Below are 1,447 nucleotides of genomic sequence, written 5' to 3' on the forward strand. Positions count from 1 at the left end.
ACGGGTGAGTAATGCATAGGAATCTGCCCGGTAGTGGGGGATAACCTGGGGAAACCCAGGCTAATACCGCATACGTCCTACGGGAGAAAGGGGGCTTCGGCTCCCGCTATCGGATGAGCCTATGTCGGATTAGCTAGTTGGTGAGGTAATGGCTCACCAAGGCGACGATCCGTAGCTGGTCTGAGAGGATGATCAGCCACATCGGGACTGAGACACGGCCCGAACTCCTACGGGAGGCAGCAGTGGGGAATATTGGACAATGGGCGCAAGCCTGATCCAGCCATGCCGCGTGTGTGAAGAAGGCCCTCGGGTTGTAAAGCACTTTCAGTGAGGAAGAACGCCTATCGGTTAATACCCGGTAGGGAAGACATCACTCACAGAAGAAGCACCGGCTAACTCCGTGCCAGCAGCCGCGGTAATACGGAGGGTGCGAGCGTTAATCGGAATTACTGGGCGTAAAGCGCGCGTAGGTGGCTAACTAAGCCGGTTGTGAAAGCCCCGGGCTCAACCTGGGAACGGCATCCGGAACTGTTTGGCTAGAGTGCAGGAGAGGAAGGTAGAATTCCCGGTGTAGCGGTGAAATGCGTAGAGATCGGGAGGAATACCAGTGGCGAAGGCGGCCTTCTGGACTGACACTGACACTGAGGTGCGAAAGCGTGGGTAGCAAACAGGATTAGATACCCTGGTAGTCCACGCCGTAAACGATGTCGACTAGCCGTTGGGCTCTTCGCGAGCTTAGTGGCGCAGTTAACGCGATAAGTCGACCGCCTGGGGAGTACGGCCGCAAGGTTAAAACTCAAATGAATTGACGGGGGCCCGCACAAGCGGTGGAGCATGTGGTTTAATTCGATGCAACGCGAAGAACCTTACCTACCCTTGACATCCTGCGAACTTGGTAGAGATACCTTGGTGCCTTCGGGAACGCAGAGACAGGTGCTGCATGGCTGTCGTCAGCTCGTGTTGTGAAATGTTGGGTTAAGTCCCGTAACGAGCGCAACCCTTGTCCTTATTTGCCAGCGAGTAATGTCGGGAACTCTAAGGAGACTGCCGGTGACAAACCGGAGGAAGGTGGGGACGACGTCAAGTCATCATGGCCCTTACGGGTAGGGCTACACACGTGCTACAATGGTCGGTACAAAGGGTTGCAACCTCGCGAGAGCAAGCCAATCCCGAAAAGCCGATCTCAGTCCGGATCGGAGTCTGCAACTCGACTCCGTGAAGTCGGAATCGCTAGTAATCGTGGATCAGAATGCCACGGTGAATACGTTCCCGGGCCTTGTACACACCGCCCGTCACACCATGGGAGTGGACTGCACCAGAAGTGGTTAGCCTAACTTAGGAGGGCGATCACCACGGTGTGGTTCATGACTGGGGTGAAGTCGTAACAAGGTAGCCGTAGGGGAACCTGCGGCTGGATCACCTCCTTAATCGATCGATCCCCTCGCGG

1 rRNA gene is annotated in these 1,447 nt (G+C 55.9%); it reads left to right on the forward strand.

Annotated elements, in window-relative coordinates:
* Window positions 1-1,427 (forward strand): 16S ribosomal RNA (locus tag LLY24_RS18265); the annotation flags it as partial.
* Window positions 1,428-1,447 lie beyond the last annotated feature (20 nt).

This window comes from Halomonas dongshanensis, from assembly GCF_024790395.1.
In the GTDB taxonomy this organism is placed as follows: domain Bacteria; phylum Pseudomonadota; class Gammaproteobacteria; order Pseudomonadales; family Halomonadaceae; genus Vreelandella; species Vreelandella dongshanensis.